This is a genomic window from Streptosporangium sp. NPDC087985, assembly GCF_044741965.1.
Lineage (GTDB): Bacteria > Actinomycetota > Actinomycetes > Streptosporangiales > Streptosporangiaceae > Streptosporangium.
The window spans coordinates 987,148-1,003,393 of record NZ_JBIUTQ010000001.1; the positions used below are offsets into that span (position 1 = coordinate 987,148).

15 protein-coding genes are annotated in these 16,246 nt (G+C 70.2%); 7 read left to right on the forward strand and 8 right to left on the reverse strand.

The genetic code is table 11. From position 1 onward, the window contains the following. Nucleotides 1-16: 16 nt before the first annotated feature. From cysS to ACIN94_RS04780, 6 genes are all read right to left on the reverse strand, one after another. Entirely contained in the window at nt 17-1,402 is a 1,386-nt protein-coding gene (cysS, locus tag ACIN94_RS04755; RefSeq protein WP_400699690.1) for a cysteine--tRNA ligase, read from the reverse strand. Between the two features lie 15 nt (nt 1,403-1,417). Continuing rightward, complete coding sequence (locus ACIN94_RS04760; RefSeq protein WP_400699692.1) at nt 1,418-3,268, reverse strand: sigma factor-like helix-turn-helix DNA-binding protein; 1,851 nt, start codon at nt 3,266-3,268, stop codon at nt 1,418-1,420. Between the two features lie 50 nt (nt 3,269-3,318). Beyond that, nucleotides 3,319-5,376 carry a UvrD-helicase domain-containing protein gene (locus ACIN94_RS04765; protein WP_400699694.1) on the reverse strand — a complete coding sequence of 686 codons (2,058 nt, stop codon included), beginning with the start codon at nt 5,374-5,376 and terminating at the stop codon, nt 3,319-3,321. Between the two features lie 3 nt (nt 5,377-5,379). Beyond that, a complete protein-coding gene (locus ACIN94_RS04770) occupies nt 5,380-7,260 on the reverse strand; it encodes a hypothetical protein (RefSeq protein ID WP_400699696.1) in 1,881 nt (626 codons plus the stop codon). Between the two features lie 110 nt (nt 7,261-7,370). After that, nucleotides 7,371-8,147 (reverse strand): class I SAM-dependent methyltransferase, encoded by a 777-nt coding sequence (locus ACIN94_RS04775; RefSeq protein WP_400699698.1) that lies wholly within the window; start codon nt 8,145-8,147, stop codon nt 7,371-7,373. A gap of 105 nt (nt 8,148-8,252) precedes the next feature. Next, nucleotides 8,253-9,299, reverse strand: coding sequence for an ABC transporter substrate-binding protein (locus ACIN94_RS04780; protein WP_400699700.1), 1,047 nt, complete (start codon nt 9,297-9,299; stop codon nt 8,253-8,255). Nucleotides 9,300-9,725: 426 nt separating this feature from the next. Here ACIN94_RS04780 and fdxA point away from each other — a divergent pair, with 426 nt between their 5' ends. From fdxA to ACIN94_RS04795, 3 genes are all read left to right on the forward strand, one after another. Further along, nucleotides 9,726-10,052: a ferredoxin gene (fdxA, locus tag ACIN94_RS04785; RefSeq protein WP_400699702.1), complete on the forward strand. Its 327-nt coding sequence runs from the start codon at nt 9,726-9,728 to the stop codon at nt 10,050-10,052. A gap of 114 nt (nt 10,053-10,166) precedes the next feature. Next, nucleotides 10,167-11,246: a succinyldiaminopimelate transaminase gene (gene dapC, locus ACIN94_RS04790; RefSeq protein WP_400699704.1), complete on the forward strand. Its 1,080-nt coding sequence runs from the start codon at nt 10,167-10,169 to the stop codon at nt 11,244-11,246. Nucleotides 11,247-11,257: 11 nt separating this feature from the next. After that, the gene (locus ACIN94_RS04795) at nt 11,258-11,932 is read left to right on the forward strand and encodes a DUF4178 domain-containing protein (protein WP_400699706.1); all 675 of its coding nucleotides are present in this window, start codon (nt 11,258-11,260) and stop codon (nt 11,930-11,932) included. On the opposite strand, the gene ACIN94_RS04800 is transcribed toward ACIN94_RS04795, so the two are convergent. Then, a complete protein-coding gene (locus ACIN94_RS04800; RefSeq protein ID WP_400699709.1) occupies nt 11,929-12,753 on the reverse strand; it encodes a hypothetical protein in 825 nt (274 codons plus the stop codon). The genes ACIN94_RS04795 and ACIN94_RS04800 overlap by 4 nt on opposite strands. Nucleotides 12,754-12,868: 115 nt before the next feature. On the opposite strand from ACIN94_RS04800, the gene dapE reads away from it, so the two are divergent. Continuing rightward, nucleotides 12,869-13,930, forward strand: a complete 1,062-nt coding sequence (dapE, locus tag ACIN94_RS04805) for a succinyl-diaminopimelate desuccinylase (protein WP_400699712.1) — start codon at nt 12,869-12,871, stop codon at nt 13,928-13,930. Nucleotides 13,931-14,120: 190 nt separating this feature from the next. Further along, nucleotides 14,121-14,915: a TIGR00730 family Rossman fold protein gene (locus ACIN94_RS04810; protein ID WP_400699714.1), complete on the forward strand. Its 795-nt coding sequence runs from the start codon at nt 14,121-14,123 to the stop codon at nt 14,913-14,915. A 15-nt stretch (nt 14,916-14,930) separates the two neighbouring features. On the opposite strand, the gene ACIN94_RS04815 is transcribed toward ACIN94_RS04810, so the two are convergent. Beyond that, nucleotides 14,931-15,230, reverse strand: a complete 300-nt coding sequence (locus tag ACIN94_RS04815; RefSeq protein ID WP_400699716.1) for a hypothetical protein — start codon at nt 15,228-15,230, stop codon at nt 14,931-14,933. A 41-nt stretch (nt 15,231-15,271) separates the two neighbouring features. Between ACIN94_RS04815 and ACIN94_RS04820 the strand changes: the two genes are divergently transcribed. Next, on the forward strand, nt 15,272-15,685 hold the full coding sequence (locus ACIN94_RS04820; RefSeq protein ID WP_400699718.1) for a hypothetical protein: 414 nt from the start codon (nt 15,272-15,274) through the stop codon (nt 15,683-15,685). Beyond that, nucleotides 15,682-16,245: a DNA-3-methyladenine glycosylase I gene (locus ACIN94_RS04825; protein WP_400699721.1), complete on the forward strand. Its 564-nt coding sequence runs from the start codon at nt 15,682-15,684 to the stop codon at nt 16,243-16,245. The genes ACIN94_RS04820 and ACIN94_RS04825 overlap by 4 nt, the downstream gene beginning before the upstream one ends. The last annotated feature ends 1 nt before the right edge of the window (nt 16,246 follow it).

Below are 16,246 nucleotides of genomic sequence, written 5' to 3' on the forward strand. Positions count from 1 at the left end.
AAGACCACCTGTTCTCTCAGGCGACCGCCCAGGTCTGGCCGTCGGGGGTGTCGGCTACCTGGACGCCGAGGGCGGCCAGTTCGTCGCGGAGGCGGTCGGAGACGGCCCAGTCGCGGGCGTCACGGGCCCGCAGGCGCTGCTGGAGCAGCTCGGCGGCGCCAGGTGGCAGGCTCCTGGTCCTGCCGATGTCGATCGACAGGTCCAGGCCGAAGATCTGGTCCAGGTGCAGGAACGCCTCGAACCGGGAGCCGGGGGCGACCGCGTCGTCGCGCTCCAGCTCGCGCAGGAGGCGCAGCGCCAGCGGGGTGTCGAGGTCGTCGTCGAAGGCTGCCTCGATCGCCGAGATCCGTTCGGCGGGCATCGGGCGGCTCGGTGACTCCGACCACTCGGCGACGCGGGAGCGCCAGCGCCGCAGGGTCCTGTCGGCGGCCCGGAGCGTGTCCCAGGTGAGGTTCATCTGCTGGCGGTAGCGGTGCTCCAGCAGCGCCAGCCGTACGGCCAGCGGATCCAGGCCGGCGTCCACCACGTCGCCGAGCAGGACGAGGTTGCCGGTGGACTTGGCCATCTTGCGCCCGTCGAAGAGCAGGTGCTCGCCGTGGACCCAGTGCCTGACCACCTCGTGCCCGGCGGCGGAGTCGGACTGGGCGCGCTCGTCCTCGTGGTGCGGGAAGCGCAGGTCGATCCCGCCGGTGTGCAGATCGATGTGCTCGCCGAGGAACCGCAGCGACATGGCCGAGCACTCGATGTGCCAGCCGGGGAAGCCGCGGCCCCAGGGCGCCTCCCACGTCATCTCGCGATCCGCGGGCTTCCACAGGGCCCAGTCGGCGTGGAACCGCTTGCGGGGGTCGACGCCCTCCACGCGGTGGCCGGGCCTGAGCCGGTCGAGCCGGTTGCCGGAGATCTCGCCGTAGGCCGGGAAGGAGGCCGCGTCGAAGAAGACCGACCCGTCGGGGGCCGTGTAGGCGTTCCCCTTTTCGAGCAGCTTGGCGATCATCTCGATCATCAGGTCGATCGTCTCGGTCGCCCTGGGGGAGTGCTCGGGCGGCCGGATGTTCAGCGCGGCCGCGTCGGACAGGAAGGCGGCCTCGTAGAACCGCGCGATCTCCAGCCCGGTCCGCCCCTCGGACCTGGCCTGGGCCAGGATCTTGTCCTCGCCGCCCGGGTCGATCTCGGCGTCGTCCACCAGGTGCCCGACGTCGGTGATGTTCCGGCAGGCGACGACCCGGATCCGCTGGCGCTCGCTGACCCGCCTGATCAGGTCCGAAAGAACGTATGTCCTGAAATTGCCGAGGTGGGGGTAGCGATAGACGGTCGGCCCGCAGGTGTACATCCGCATCGACCGGGCCCCCTCGGGGAGGACCGGTCCGACCTGGCGATTCCGGGTGTCATACAGCCGCAACATGCATCGAGCCTATGCTCAGCCGCCGGGGCCCTCCAGGAAGGCGAGGATCTCGCGGTCGCCGCGGTCGCGCAGGCGGGCGACGACCTCTTCGCGGGTACAGCCGTCGGCGAGACCGATCCGGGCGCCGATCAGGCGGATGCCCTCGGCCTCGGAGGCGACCGGGGCGGTGTAGCCGATCAGGTAGAGAGCCCGGTTCAGCGGCGGAAGGCTCGGGGCCGAGGCGGGCAGGTAGCGGGTCAGGAGTTCGCCGCCGTCGGAGACCGTCAGGAAGACGTGGTCGCCCTCGGAGGCGTTGGCGGTGACCAGCATCGGGCGGATGGAGCCCATGGTCGGCTGGTTATGCCAGCTGATCACCACGTCGCCCGACGGGGTGGAGGTGGTGAGCTGGCCGCCGGGGGCCATGCCCAGGTGCGCGGCGAAGCCGGTCGGCAGAGGGGAGCCCGACCCGCGCAGGTGCTCGGCGTTGACGTCCACCCGGTGCCACCAGCGGCCGTCGCGGCTGCGGAAGCAGCGGCGGGTCGCCGAGACGTCACGGCGCGGTTGGTAGTCGGCCTGCTCGGTCCCGGCCACCCGGATCCATCCGCGCTGGGTGCGCTCGAAACCGGGGCCGCCCGCGTAGGCACGGACCGAGCTCTCGCTCACGTCGTAGCGCGCGGTCAGGTTCGTCACGATCGTGTTGACCGACGCCTCGCCGTTGGACCGTTCGATCTCCCTGACGATCATCTCCCTGATGCCCAGGTACTGCTCGCCGCCCCAGCGAGACAGTCCGTACTTGTTCCGGTCCAGCCGCAGGAACCGGTCGTCGGCGGTGAGCTGGTTGCGGATGCCGACGAGGCTGTAGTCCTCACCGATCCGTTCCTGGATCTCCTCCGGCATCAGCGCGTGGCCGGCCACCGCGAGCACGGCCTCGGCCTTGTCGTTGACGCTGCGCGGCCACGGCACCACGTGGCCCTCGAAAACCCGGAGCTGCGGCACGGCGATGAGCCAGCGCTCGGCCACGTCCTCACGGATACCGAGCTGGCTGACCAGCGTGACGGCCTCCCCCAGGGGGCGCGGCCCGTCGGTGAACAGCTGCCTGGTCTTCTCCCGCAGCTCGTCGGCGCCGCCCGCGACCAGCCAGCCGTCCACCTGGTCGTAGCCGGTCAGCAGGGTCCGCACGAACCGCCAGGCCGGGATGCCGAGCGTGGCCATGTCGGTGCGGTGCCAGGGCACCGCCGCGGCCAGGTCGTCGGCCGGTACGGCGGAGCCGAGCCTGCCTCGCAGCCAGGACACGTGGGCGACCAGCGGCGCCGCGTCCTCGCTCGCCAGCCAGGCCTCGATGTGGTCGCGCAGGTCACGCTCGATCTGCCGGATGCGCTCCCGGGTAACCGAGAACCGCTGTGCCAGGTCGTCGAGCGTGGCCCGCTGGGAGGCGTAGAGACGGTCCCTGGCGATGGTGCGCTGCCGCTCGTCCAGGGTGGTGAAGACCTCGTCGATCAGCTCGGGCAGCGGCCGGTCGGGCCGGGAGGGACGCATCTGGGCGACGCTCTCCTCGGTGACGGGTTCGAGCAGTCGATCCAGCACGCCGGTGAACAGCCGGTGGACTCCTTCGCGGCCGAGTCCCTCGGGCGTGCGGACGCTCGAAGCCGGATCGGCGAACCTGAGCAGGGGCAGGATGTCGCCGAGCATCAGATGCCCCCAGCACGCCAGGGCGAGATCGGCGAGACGTCCGGCGACCTCCGAGGTCCCGATGGTGGAGCAGGCTCGGTCGAGCGGAAGCGCCTGCCACCACGCCTCGGAGAGACGGGGGTCGGTTGCGATCGGCGCTACCTGACCGGGAGAGGTCCAGCGCAGAGGTGGCGCGATGTCGCTCAGACTGAGGTTCATTGAGGTCCAACCGGCAAAGGGGAATATATCCGCAGTTCAGAGTATGTGATTCAGGTAGGAAGGAACGGACTGGCTCGCCCGGAGTAGGAGACGTAGAGGAGTTCGCCGGCCCGGGTGCAGGCCATGTAGAGCAGGCCGCGCTCGCGCTGGAGGTCGTGTGCCCGGGCGGAGGGGTCCTCGTCGGCGGGGGTGAGTGAGTCCAGGGGCGGCACGATGCCGTCGGCCACGCCGATCACGGCGACCCGCCGGAACTCCAGTCCCTTCATGCCGTGCAACGTCGTCACTCTCACTCCCAGCTCGCGCAGGACGGACCGGGCATCACGTACGAGGCCGGCGGTCCTGGCGGCCACCCCGATCTCCTGTGGTGGCACGCCTTCCTCCACCCACTGTCCCACTTGTGTGACCAGACCGGTCAGTTCTTCCTCCGGTGAATCGTAAGCTCGGACCATCGGCCGGTGCCCGTGCCGGGTGGCGCGGAAGCCGTACAGCTCCTGGGCCCCGTCGACCAGCCCGTCGGCGGGTCCGCCGCCGCGCAGCCGTACGCTCCAGGAGAGGATCTCCAGAGGAAGCCGGTACGACACCTGAAACCGCTGCTGGATCGCCTCGATCCCGACGGAGGACAGCGCCACCCGCGCGTCGAAGATGCGCTGGTGCGGGTCGCCCACGATGAACAGGTCGTCGGGGGCGTGCGGTACGGCCGCGCGCAGCAGCCGCCACTGCGCGGAGTGCAGGTCCTGAGCCTCGTCCACCACGATGTGCCGGTACGGCTCCTGCTTCGGCGCGGTCTCCTCCAGCAGGTCCCCGGTCGTCTGGCTCAGCAGCGCCGACGCCTCGGCCGCCAGCTGGAGCAGGGTGCGCTTGCCGCGCTCCCGCAGTCGCCCGGTGACGTGCTCGACGGCCCGCCAGACGGCGGTCCGCTCCGGGCCGGTGAGTTCGACGCCGCGGCCGGGGCGCGGCGCGTTCAGATACTCCTCCAGGGTCTGGAGGTTCTGTGCCAGCACCACCTGTTCCCACTCGCGCAGCAGGAACGCCGGGCTGTGGCCGCTCTCCGTCTCCTGCCAGAGCGCGGTCAGCTCGGCGGCGCCGACCAGCGTGGGGGGCCGTCCCTCCGCCTCGGCGACGATGCGCTGGGCCAGCCGGTCGATGTTGTCGACCTCGACCCGACCGCGGGCCGTCCGATCCTCGATCAGCAGGTCGAGCCGGGCGGCGAGGTCGGCGCTCAGCCCCTGGGAGAAGGTGACGAGCAGGATCCGGCCGGTGGCACGCCTCGCCAGGAAGGCCGCCCGGTGAAGGGCGACGAGTGTCTTGCCGGTGCCCGCGCCGCCGGTGACCAGAACCGGCTGTCCGTAGGACTCCCGGCGGGCCAGCCGGTTCTGTGCCGGATACAGGAACACGCACCAGCCGGGCACGTCGAGCACGTGGTTCAGCTCGCGCGGGCTGCCGACGAAGAAGGCGCGGTCCGGGCTGCGCAGGAGCGCGGCGGCGAAGTTCTCGGGATCGACCGGATCCCGGGTGGCGGCGACCGCGCGGCAGGACTCCAGTTCCCGCCAGGCCCCGGCCATGGACTCGCCGCCGGCCAGCGCGGCCAGTGGTGCGTACTGCGTCGGGGGCAGCAGCGGCTCCAGTGCCTCCAGCATCAGCTCGTCGGTGATCTGCCGGACGAGCGGCAGGAACCTCCTGCCGATGCCCAGCTCCGCCAGGTCGGTGTCGCAGATGTCGGCGAACAGCCGTGCCGGGGAGGACTCGGAGGCCCTGTACACCGCGGGTCCCACCCGGTCGAGCGCCGCGGCGTCCCACATCTCGATCACACCCAGGGCCGTGTTGACGCCGAACCTGTAGCGCTGCGCGTAGGCCCATGCCTCCGCGTCCGGCAGCACGGTCAGCAGCCAGTAGACGTCCCGCTGCCTGACCACGACGCCGCGGTGGCGGTCAGCCAGCCGGAGGGTGGCGATCCGGGGGTCCCTGGCCCCCCTGACCCGCTCCGGGTGCGGCGCGCCCGCCACGTTCTGCATGAAACGGCGCACCGAGACGACGATGTCCCGGCGCACCGGCTGGTCCAGGGCGCCGAGTTCCACCGGGAACTCAGGGGCGATCGCGAGCTGCGGCATCGGCTAGGCCAGCAGGGACAGCAGGTCGCGGTCCCCGCGCTCTCGTAACCGGACGAGGAGGTCGGGGAGGCTCACCGGGCCGCTCATGCCGACCCGGGTGGCGATGACCCGGCCGGCCTGCTCGGGGGTGCCGCCCGGCGCGGTGTAGCCGACCAGCCGCAGGGCCTGCACGGTCGGTTCGATCCCCGCGTCCGCGGCCGGCAGGTGCCTGGCACGTAGGACCCCCTCGTCGGACAGCGTCAGGAACAGGTGGCTCCCCGGCTTGGCGCCCACATCGGAAAGGAGCATTCTGAGCGACTCCACCACGGGCCGGTTCTGCCAGCTCAGGGTGAGCTCGCCCACCGCGCTGTTGACCGTACGGCTGTCGCCGGGCGACATGCCGAGGTAGGCGGCGAACCCGCTGGGCAGCGGGCACTCGGATCCCTGGATGTGCTCGGGCGTGATGTCGATTCTGAGCCACCATCGGCCGTCCGGCTGCCGGAAGCAGCGCCGGGTCAGCGAGACGTCCTTGAGGGGCTGGTACGGGGTCTTGCCCGGTTCCCCCTCCGGTTCCCTGCCGGGGGCGCCGGCCACGGGCCTCTCGGCGGACCTCGGCTTGGGCGTGGGCGCCGAGCTGTTCGCCCGCTGGCCGGTGGCCAGGATGCGGAGCTGGGGGACGTTCTCCAGCCACTCCTTCGAGACCTCGGGGTGGATGCCGAGGGAGGTGACCAGGGCGAGGGCCTTGGTCATGGTCAGCGGGGGCTTGGCGCTACTGATCACGTCGCGGGTGTGGTGGCGCAGCTCGGTGATGTCCCCTTCCACCAGCCACTCGTCGACCAGGTGGTATTCGGGGAGGCTGGCCAGCACGAACTGCCAGGCGGGTATGTCGAGGGAGTGGAGCTCAAGGGCGTGCCAGTCGGCCGCGGCGATCAGGCGCGACTTGGGCGCCGCCTTGCCGAGGATCTTCTTGAGTCCGGCCAGGTGTTCTCGGTACGGCGCCGCCGCCTCCGAGATGAGCCACGCCTTGAACCGCCGGCGGAGGTCGCCCTCCACGTCCTTGATCATCTCAGGGGTCACCGCGAAAAGCTTGGCCAGCGCCTCCACGGTCGCCGGTTCGTCACTGAACAGCCTGTTCTGCGCGACGGCCCAGCTCTTGTCCTCCAGGTTGACGAAGGCTCCGTCCACCAGCGTGTGAAGGCTCGTCGGCTGCCGCGCCTCCTCGCCGTCCGTGGCGGGCTCCGCCTCCTCGGCGGCGGGCACGGCCACGCGCCTGTCCCCCCGTGCGGCGGGGACGGAGAAGGCTCCGGCATCCCGGCCGGGCCGGGACCCGGTCTCGGGCTCCGGCACGGGCTCGGATCCGGTCTCGGGGGCCGGAGCGGGGGCAGCGTATCCGGCGCCGCCTTCCGCGACGGCCTCCGGCCCGGCCTCGGCCGCCGCCGCCGGGACCTGGGAGCCCGAGGCGCCGGCGGGTGTCATCGCCGGGGAGCCGGAGCCGGGGGCGAGGTGGGCCACGCGGTGGAAGACCGCGGCGAACAGGACGCTCAGCAGGGGGAAGGGCTGGATGAAGGGCTGGTCGCGCAGGTCATGGCCGGTGAGGGAGAGCAGGCCCGCCCAGGAGCCGGTGCGGTCGAGGGCGATGGCCGTGCAGGGTTCGTCGGCCTCGTCGGGGTCCAGGACGTACAGGGCGGGGAGCACGTCGCCCACGGCGGCGGCCGGCCAGTGTTCCATGGCGATCCGAGTGAGGATCTCGGCCAGTTCCTCCGGGTCCAGCACGGTGAGCAACCGGGCCATCGGCAGGCTGCGCCACCAGGCATCCGGAAGATCGGGCCGGTCACGTAGGAGTGGGATCGTGGCCGCGTCGCTCCAGCGCAGCGGCGGCACGAGGTCACTCAGACAGAAATTCATCCGTTCCCTTCATCAGCCCCTCAAGCCGCCCGAGTCACTCCACGTCGCCGGGGAAAGAGACTCATGGAACAGACCCTAGTCTGGCAAATCCCCCCGGCGCATCGGTCTGTTCAGCGGCGTACGGCCGCGAAGCGGAGCCGCACGTAGTCGGCCATCCACCCAGTCTCCCGGCGCAGTGCGGGCGCGGCCAACTCGTTCACCCGCCGCAGCAGGGATTCGGCCAGGTCTCCGGGCACTTCACGGAGCAGTGATCCGGCGAACATCCTTACCCAGTCCGCTGCCCCGTTGGGGCATTCGTCCAGCGGGGTCGGCCGGTCGAAGTACTCCAGCAGCCGGACGATGAATCCGCCCTTCTCCAGCCGGGTGGCATATTCAGCCGGAGTCGGGAAATACCACGGTAGATCGGGTTCGCGTAGCCCGTGCTCCCGCCACGCGGTGGACAGCGCCGCCGTCAGCGCGGCGCAGTTGCCCGCGCCGCCCATCTCGGCCACGAACCGTCCTCCGGGGGTCAGCGCCTCACGCACGCTGGCTATCACCGCGTCCGGCTCGCGGCCCAGCCAGTGCAGGGCCGCGTTGGAGAAGACCGCGTCGTACGGCTGGGCGACCGTGAAGTCGCGGCCGTCACCGACGATGAAGTCCAGCCCCGGATACTGGGACAGGGCTTTCTCGATCATCGCCGGGGACCCGTCGATCCCCAGGGCGTGGGCTCCGCGGGAGGCGATCTCGGCGGTCAGCACCCCGGTGCCGCAGCCGAGGTCCACGATGCGTTCCCCCGGCTGGGGGTCGAGCAGGTCGACCAGGGGGGCGCCGTGTGCGGAGACGTATCCGAAGCCGCTGTCATGGGAGCGAGCGTTCCACCTCGTCAGGCCGGGGACGTCGTATCGCATGACGATCAGCTCACATTCTGAGACGCCACGGCCTCTTATCGGTGCTCTCCAGACACTTTAGAGCCTCCGAGATGTCGTGACATGTCAGTCCCAGCAGCCTCTGGTTTATCCGAGCTTCCTGTCCCACTCCCGCTGGAGGTACGCCTTGGCGGCGTCGGTCTCCGGGATGGTCAGCATCACCGGCCGGGCACTCGTGACGGGCAGCTTGGCTGCGAGCTCCTTGTCCAGGGTGCCGCGCATCTGGAGGGCCTCCATCCGGGCCGGGCGGGCGTGACCCTTGAGGAACAGGTTCTGGCCCCTGTCGGAGAACAGGAACTCCTGCCACAGCCGGGCGGCGGCCGGGTGCGGGGCGTTCTTGTTGATGGCCTGGACGTAGTAGGAGCTGAGCACGGTCTTGCCCGGGATGGCGACCTTCCAGCCCGCCCGCCCGGCGTTCTGGTAGTCCCAGTCGAGGACGACCGAGGCCGTCTGCTCCGACGGCGCGAGGTTGCCGGCCTTCTTCAGGCGGCCGAAGAACTCCACGCCCCTTCCCGCCTCGGCCTTGCCGCCGCTGAGCGAGGCCGCCATCACCCCGTTGAAGGCCGCGGCGGTCTGCCGCGGGTCGCCGGGCAGTGAGACGCTGTAGCCGGGCTTGAGCAGGTCGCCGTAGGAAGCCGGGGCCGCGACCTTGCGCGGGTCGTAGCCGATGGACATGTAACCTCCGTAGCCGGCGTACCAGCGTCCGGGGTAGTCCTTGAGGTTGTCGGGGATGTCCTGCCAGTTCTGCACCTTGTACGGGGCGAAGGAAGCGGCGTTGGCCACCGCGACCTCCAGACTCAGATCGAACACGTCGGGTCTGAGCCGGGCCGCGGCCTCGATCTCCTGCCGGCTGCTCGCGTCCGGTTGGAGCTGCTCGACCTTGATCCCGTACTCCTCGGAGAAGGTGTCGATGATCTCGCCGTAGTTCACCCAGTCGCGCGGCAGCGCGATCACGGTGAGCGCGCCTTCCTTGCGAGCCGCCTCGGCGAGGCGTTCCATCGTCGAGAACCCCTCCTGCAGGGAGGCGGCCCGAGGGTTGACCGGCGGAAGTTGTCTGTTCTCGGTAGCCGGCGCGCCACATCCGGCGATCGTGGCGGTGAGAATCACGGCGGCGGCGCTGATGCGTACGGTCACGCTTTCAATACTCTACGTGACAGTTGGACGGGTCGAGGAGGCGCGGCCTTTTTTGGTGAACGGCTTACGCCCGGAAAAGGGGGTGGCGCGCGCCACCGTCAGCCCGAGACGACCTTCGCCGCCACGAGCGTGTCCTGGGAGATCTCGACCAGGGTGCCGTCGCGCTTGCGCACGCCGAGCACGCCGTCCCGCCAGAATTCGAGATGCCCCACCGCGTCACGGAACCCTTCTGGAACCCGTCGCCGTGTGGTTACTCTTTTGCCCACGTCAGAAGGGGTTATGGTGACATTGAGGCGAGCACCGAGGCCTGGGGTCACCGTCTTTTGCCCCCTCCCGTTTCAGACATATGGCGGGCACGGCAATACTAGGGCGTAGCAACCCGCGGTCGAAGTCGTGCCTAGGTGCGTAAAGAAGAAGGAGCCCGAGGTGACCTACGTCATCGCGCAGCCTTGCGTGGACGTTCTGGACAAGGCGTGCATCGAGGAGTGCCCCGTCGATTGCATCTACGAGGGCGAGCGCATGCTCTACATCCACCCTGACGAGTGCGTGGACTGCGGTGCGTGCGAACCCGTCTGCCCCGTTGAAGCGATCTTCTATGAGGACGACCTTCCCGAGCAGTGGAAGGACTTCTACAAAGCCAACGTGGACTTCTTCGAGGACCTGGGGTCGCCCGGCGGTGCCTCCAAGGTCGGCAAGATCCAGAAGGACCACCCGGTCGTCTCGGCCCTGCCTCCGCAGGCCGAGAGCCACTAGGAGCACGTGCCGGGCAGGGGGGAGCGCAGTGAGCCGCCCCTGCCCGGCCGGGCCCACTCAGAAGTCGTCTTTCCCCGCTCGGCCCGGGTGGGGACATGCCCAGCGGGGAGAGCTGTGATCGGCCTGCCGGACTTTCCATGGGATCGGCTCACGCCGCATAAGGAGCTGGCGCAGTCGCATCCCGACGGGATCGTCGACCTCTCGGTCGGCACCCCCGTCGACCCGGTGCCGCCCATCGTGCGGCAGGCGCTGGCTGACGCCTCCGACAGCCCGGGCTATCCGCTCACCCACGGCACCGAACGCCTCCGCTCGGCGGCCGCCGGCTGGCTGCGGCGCAGGCACGGCGTGGTCCTGGACCAGGCGAACGTACTGCCGCTGATCGGTTCCAAGGAGTTCGTGGCCTGGCTGCCGACGATGCTCGGCATCGGGCCCGGCCAGCGGGTGATCTTCCCTGAGCTGGCCTACCCCACCTACGATGTCGGAGCCCGTCTCGCGGGTGCCCAGCCGTACGCCACGGACGGCCTGCTGGCGCTCGGGCCCGAGCGGGTGCCGCTGGTCTGGGTGAACTCCCCGTCCAACCCGACCGGCAGGGTCCTGCCCGTCGAGCACCTGCGCAAGATCGTCTCATGGGCGCGCGAGCACGGCGCCGTCGTGGCCTCCGACGAGTGCTACATCGAGCTGGGCTGGGAGGAGCAGCCCGTCTCGATCCTGCACCCGGACGTGTGCGGCGGCTCGCACGAGGGCCTGCTCGCGGTGCACTCGCTGTCCAAGCGTTCCAACCTGGCGGGTTATCGGGCCGGGTTCGTCGCGGGAGACCCCACGCTGATCCAGCGGCTGCTGGAGGTCCGCAAGCACGCGGGCATGATCATGCCGGCGCCCGTCCAGGCGGCGATGGCAGTGGCCCTGGACGATGACGAGCACGCCGAGGAGCAGCGCGCCCGCTATGCCGCCCGCAGGGCCGCGCTGCGCCCCGCCCTGGAGGCGGCCGGCTGGGAGATCGAGCACTCCACCGCGGGCCTGTATCTGTGGGCGTCCAACGGCACGGACTGCTGGAAGCAGGTGCACACGCTCGCCGGCAAGGGGATTCTGGTCGCGCCCGGTGACTTCTACGGACAGGCCGGGGGCGCGCATATCCGGATCGCCATGACCGCCGGTGACGAACGCATCAGTGCGGCGGTCCGCCGCCTCCAGTAGGATCGCGCGGCATGACCCCTGAGGTCGCCGCGATACTCGGACTGAGTGCAGTGACGCTTGCCCTGTTGCTTGGCGCGTTCTACGCGACCACGCGCCAGGACAGGAGGCAGCCAGAGCCCGAGCGGCCCGGCGATACCCCCCTCCCACCGGCCGAGGTGGCGCAACCGCCGCCGCCTCAACCGAGCACGGGCCATGTAGGCATCGACTACCCCGATCCTCGCACGATCAAGGTGGGCGACACGATCGACTGCCAGGGTGTGCGGACCCGCGTCCTGGGCGCCATGTACCTGTCGTGGCAGGGCAACCAGTGGACGGAGTACCTCCTCGACGACAGCACCCGCTGCTACCAGTGGCTGTCGGTCGAGACGCGTCCAGGCCTGAACCCCGGAGACCCGTCCCATCTCGAGGTGCTGCTGTGGACGCCGGTGCCCACGCAGGGCATGATTCCGGCCAGGACCACGCTGAGCGTCGAGGGGGTCGAGTTCTTTCCGGTGGACCGCGGCACCGCGGCCTTCCGCGGGGAGGGCGTCACCTCGATGCCGGAGCGGGGCCTGCTCGACTTCGCCGACTACCGGGCCGCCGACGGCCGCCTGCTCTCCTTCGAACGGCTCCAGGGCCAGCCTTGGAGCTCCTCCTACGCCCAGGCGCTGCCCCCGGGCTCCATCGGGATCGAGAAGAAGGACTAGGAGATCTCGACGCGGCCCGCCGGGGCCTGGGCATCGGCCTGCCATCCGCGGTCGGCACTCTCCGGCGTCCAGGCCTGGCCGCTGTAGCGGACCCGGTGCAACCCGAACTCCTGGGCGTGGGCGACGGACCAGCTGGACATCAGCCAGCCGTGCTTCTGCGAGGTGGCGTTGAGCGTGGTCCCGGAGCCGAGCGCGCGGGCGAGCTCATGCTTGGCGGCGGCGGCGCCCGGCAGGGGCGTCTTGCCGGTGGGTGCCGGGAACCAGCAGTGCACGGCCTTGGGCACCCGCCCGGTGAACGCCGCGGCCAGGATCTCCGCATTGCCCTCATGCTGGGCGTAGGCCGACCCGTCGGCCGAGCGCTGCACCTTCTGGGCGGCCTCGTGGAGCGGCAACTTCTGGTAGTGCTTCACCTTCACCAGCGCGGAGAAGAACTTCCCCGAGGAGTAGACCGGGTCGACCAGCTGCTCGGGCCTGCCCCAGCCCTGCGAGGGCCGCTGCTGGAACACGCCGACCGAGTCACGGTCGCCGAACGGCAGGTTCAGCAGTTTGGACTCCTGGATGGCGGTGGCGTAGGCGATCACGACGGCCCGCTCAGGCAGCTTCCTGCGGGCGGCCACCGCCGCGATGACCGCGGCCACCTGGGCCTGCTCGATCTCCAGCTCCAGAGAACCGGTCGGGATGGTGATCTTGCAGCCCTCCGTTGCCGCGGTGAACGAGGTGACCCGGTTGAGCAGGATGAGGAAACCCGCGGTGAGGCCCACCGCGAGCACGGTCACGATCACGAGGATCGTGATGATCCCTTTGGAGAAACGCCGTCGCATCCTGAAGAACCTACCGGTCCTGGGCGCGGCGGGGACCGCCCGGAACTCCCCATGGGATCTTGAAGTGGAGTGGCCGGCCTCGGCCTGAGCCACGGCCGGAGATAGGGTCGCGAGCATGAGTACGCGTCTGGATCTCACACAGGACATCGGAGCGCTCACCGCGCGGATCGTGGACGTCGAGTCGGTCAGCGGCGACGAGAAGGCCCTGGCTGACGCGGTAGAGGAAGCGTTGCGGCCTCTGACGCACCTGAGCGTGTGCCGCGACGGTGAGGCGATCGTCGCCCGTACCGAGCTCGGACGTGGCGAGCGGGTGGTGATCGCCGGTCACATCGACACCGTCCCGGTGGCCGGCAACCTGCCCAGCCGGGTCGAGGACGGCCTGCTGTACGGCTGCGGCACCTCGGACATGAAGGCCGGTGTGGCGGTCGCGCTGAAGCTGGCCGCCGCGCTCCGGGCTCCGAGCCGGGACGTGACCTACGTCTTCTACGACTGCGAGGAGATCGAGGCCGAGCGCAACGGCCTGCTCCGGCTCAGCCGCAGGCACCCCACGTTGCTCGCGGGTGACTTCGCGGTGCTCATGGAGCCCACCGACGGTGTCGTCGAGGGCGGCTGCCAGGGCACGCTCCGCGCCCAGATCATCACCCGGGGCAGGCGTGCGCACAGCGCCAGGTCCTGGTTCGGGGTCAACGCCGTCCACGCCGCCCAGCCGGTGCTCGCGATCCTGAACGCCTACCAGGCCAGGCAGCCGGTGGTGGACGGCCTGGAGTATCACGAGGGCCTGAACGCGGTGGCGATCACCGGCGGCGTGGCGGGCAACGTGATCCCCGACGAGTGCGTGGTGACCGTCAACTACCGCTTCGCCCCCGACCTGTCGCTGGAGGCCGCCCGGGAACACGTGAGCGAGGTGTTCGACGGGTTCGAGGTCCGCTTCACCGACGGGGCCGCCGCGGCGCGGCCCGGCCTGACCCATCCGGTGGCGGCGGCCTTTCTTGAGGCCGTCGGCGGCACACCCCGGGCGAAACTCGGCTGGACCGATGTGTCGCTCTTTTCCCGCCTCGGCGTTCCCGCCGTGAACTACGGTCCCGGTGACCCCGACCTGGCGCATCAGCAAGGGGAGTACGTATCGCTGGAGAAGATCGCCGACTGCGAGCGCAGAATGCTGGACTGGCTGGGTTGACCTGGGCCGATGGCCCGGTAGATAGGAGCACAAATGAAAGTGGCTTTCCTCGCCGGCCATTGGCGGGGAAAGCCGCTTTCAGTCCCGAGCAGCACCCTCGGCAGTTAGACGCGGACCCTGGGAAATCCGGTTCCGTGGTTTGCGGGAGATTTTCCAAGATTTTTCCAAAGACGGCGCTACGGTGACCGGCATGAAGAAGACACGTCCGGAACGCCGTCAGGGAGGCGCCGTGGTCCGCGGCGACCTCGTCTCCGAATCCACCCATGACCAGCGGCTTCTCGATCGCAGGGGCCCCGCCGACTGGCTGCACATGGACCCGTGGCGAGTGATGCGCATCCAGGCGGAGTTCGTGGAGGGCTTCGGGCAGCTCGCCGAACTGCCTCAGGCGGTGACCGTTTTCGGATCCGCGCGGACCTCCGCTGACGCGTCCGAGTACGAGATGGGCGTCCAGCTTGGCCGGAAACTCTCCGGAGCGGGCTATGCCGTGATCACCGGTGGCGGGCCCGGTTGCATGGAGGCGGCCAACAAGGGGGCCAGGGAGGCGGGCGGGGTCTCCGTCGGGCTGGGCATCGAGCTCCCTTTCGAGCAGCACATGAACGAGTACGTGGACCTCGGGATCGAGTTCCGCTACTTCTTCGTCCGCAAGACCATGTTCGTGAAGTACGCCTGCGGGTTCGTCGCGCTGCCGGGCGGCTTCGGCACGATGGACGAGCTGTTCGAGGCGCTGACCCTGGTCCAGACGCGCAAGGTCACCTCCTTCCCCGTCGTGTTGCTGGGGACGGAGTTCTGGGGAGGGCTGCTCGACTGGATCAGGAACACCCTCGTGACCAGTGGCAAGATCTCCCCGCAGGACCTGAATCTGATCCATGTCACCGACGACGTGGACGAGGCCGTGCGCATCATCACCGACGCCGACCGGAACAGGGTGGAGCGGATCAGGGAAGAACAACAGGCGGTCCGCGACGTGGTCGCCGACGCGGAGTAGGGCCCGGACACTCGCCTAGGCGAGGCCGCGGCGGGTCAGTGCGGGCGGCCGCCGCCCGGCCAGGGACTCGGTCATCTCGACCGCCAGCCGTACCTGGTCGGGGCGGGTGGTGCGGAAGACCCGGGCACCGGCCCAGGCGCAGACAGAGGCCGCGGCGAGTTCCGCGGCCTCCCCGCCGTCTCCGGCGAGCACGGCGGGTGTGACCGCGACGGTGCGCCCGGCACGGACGAGCTCCTCGACCTCGGCGATCGAGCGGGCCTCCGCCCAGCCGGGTTCGCCCGGGTCATCGGGGCCGATTACCACGAGAGCTGTCATGCCGTGATCCTAGATCAGGGGAGTTGTGGCACGATTCGTATGTGCTGGTCGTACTCGTTCTCGCTGCCATGGCCATCCTCGCAGGTGTGGTGGTGGTCGCCATGGGCTGGGGCGGCGAACTGCGCGAGTTCGCCCCCGATGTTCCTCCGCTGAACCTGCCCGACGCCGGGCAGCTCGGCGCCGCCGACTTCATGGCACTGCAGCTCCCGGTGAGTCTCGTCGGCTATCACACGCCCAGCGTGGACGAGACGCTGAACCGGGTCATGAACGCGCTGAGCGAGCGGGACACCAGGATCGCGGTGCTGGAGCAGCGGATGACGGAACTGCTGGCCGGCAGGCTCCAGGCCCGTCACGAGATCTACGCGAGCCCGTTGGAGAGCGACCGGCCGGACGCGCCGGACGTGCCGGACGCGCCGGACGTGCCGGACGTGCCGGACGCGGAGCAGAGAAGATGACCGGGCCCGCGCAGCCGATCCGCTGCGGCTGGGTGAGTTCGGCCCCCGAATACATCGCCTATCACGACGAGGAGTGGGGCCGCAGGGTCGAGGGTGACGACCGGGTGTTCGAGCGGCTCACCCTGGAGGCCTTCCAGTCCGGCCTGTCGTGGATCACGATCCTGCGCAAGCGGGAGAACTTCCGGGCCGCCTTCGCCGGGTTCTCTATCCCGGTCGTGGCGGCGTTCGACCAGACGGACGTGGACCGCCTGCTGGGTGACGCGGGCATCGTCCGCAACCGGGCCAAGATCGAGGCCGCCATCGCCAACGCGCGAGCCGCCCTCGACCTCGGCCTGTCCGACCTCGTCTGGCGTCACGCCGACCCGGCCTCGCCCGTCCCGAAGACCCCGGCCGACGTGCCCGCCCAGACACCCGGCTCCAAGGCCCTCGCCAAGGAACTCAGGTCGCGCGGCTTCCGGTTCGTCGGCCCCACCACCGCCTACGCGCTGATGCAGGCCATCGGCCTGGTCAACGACCACCTGAACGACTGCTGGGTGCGTTCTGCCCCGGCAGCCCGGTAGG

Coding starts and splice junctions, on each gene's coding strand:
- dapE (WP_400699712.1), top strand. CDS start 12,869: ATGAGTACGCGTCTGGATCTCACACAGGACATCGGAGCGCTCACCGCG.
- ACIN94_RS04760 (WP_400699692.1), bottom strand. CDS start 3,268: ATGAACCTCAGTCTGAGCGACATCGCGCCACCTCTGCGCTGGACCTCT.
- ACIN94_RS04770 (WP_400699696.1), bottom strand. CDS start 7,260: ATGAATTTCTGTCTGAGTGACCTCGTGCCGCCGCTGCGCTGGAGCGAC.
- ACIN94_RS04775 (WP_400699698.1), bottom strand. CDS start 8,147: ATGCGATACGACGTCCCCGGCCTGACGAGGTGGAACGCTCGCTCCCAT.
- ACIN94_RS04825 (WP_400699721.1), top strand. CDS start 15,682: ATGACCGGGCCCGCGCAGCCGATCCGCTGCGGCTGGGTGAGTTCGGCC.
- ACIN94_RS04765 (WP_400699694.1), bottom strand. CDS start 5,376: ATGCCGCAGCTCGCGATCGCCCCTGAGTTCCCGGTGGAACTCGGCGCC.
- ACIN94_RS04815 (WP_400699716.1), bottom strand. CDS start 15,230: ATGACAGCTCTCGTGGTAATCGGCCCCGATGACCCGGGCGAACCCGGC.
- ACIN94_RS04795 (WP_400699706.1), top strand. CDS start 11,258: ATGACCCCTGAGGTCGCCGCGATACTCGGACTGAGTGCAGTGACGCTT.
- cysS (WP_400699690.1), bottom strand. CDS start 1,402: ATGTTGCGGCTGTATGACACCCGGAATCGCCAGGTCGGACCGGTCCTC.
- ACIN94_RS04810 (WP_400699714.1), top strand. CDS start 14,121: ATGAAGAAGACACGTCCGGAACGCCGTCAGGGAGGCGCCGTGGTCCGC.
- ACIN94_RS04800 (WP_400699709.1), bottom strand. CDS start 12,753: ATGCGACGGCGTTTCTCCAAAGGGATCATCACGATCCTCGTGATCGTG.